This window comes from Megasphaera sp. AM44-1BH, from assembly GCF_003467125.1.
GTDB lineage: Bacteria > Bacillota > Negativicutes > Veillonellales > Megasphaeraceae > Megasphaera.
In genome coordinates this window covers 18,086-18,293 of record NZ_QSFA01000030.1, presented here as the reverse complement: position 1 = coordinate 18,293, position 208 = coordinate 18,086, and the positions used below count along the sequence as shown (strand labels likewise).

Here is a 208-nt window from a genome sequence, read left to right as displayed (position 1 = left end):
GATGCTGCACAGGATAAAGTCATCAAACAGGTCAACGACAATCTGGTAAGTTCTGTCAATACGATTAACAAGAACGTAGCCGACGGGTTCAATGCACTGAGCGCTGTCGATCTGCAGGAAGCCCAGACCCGTGCAGCTGCAGATAAGACATTGCAGGATAATATCGATAAAGAAGCGACTGCCCGTGATCAGGCTGTTGCACAGGAAC

The 208-nt window shown here is 49.0% G+C and carries 1 protein-coding gene; it reads left to right on the top strand.

The features are described from left to right. The coding region (locus DW949_RS13680) for a hypothetical protein (protein WP_199595924.1) at positions 1-208 on the top strand (208 nt) is incomplete at both ends.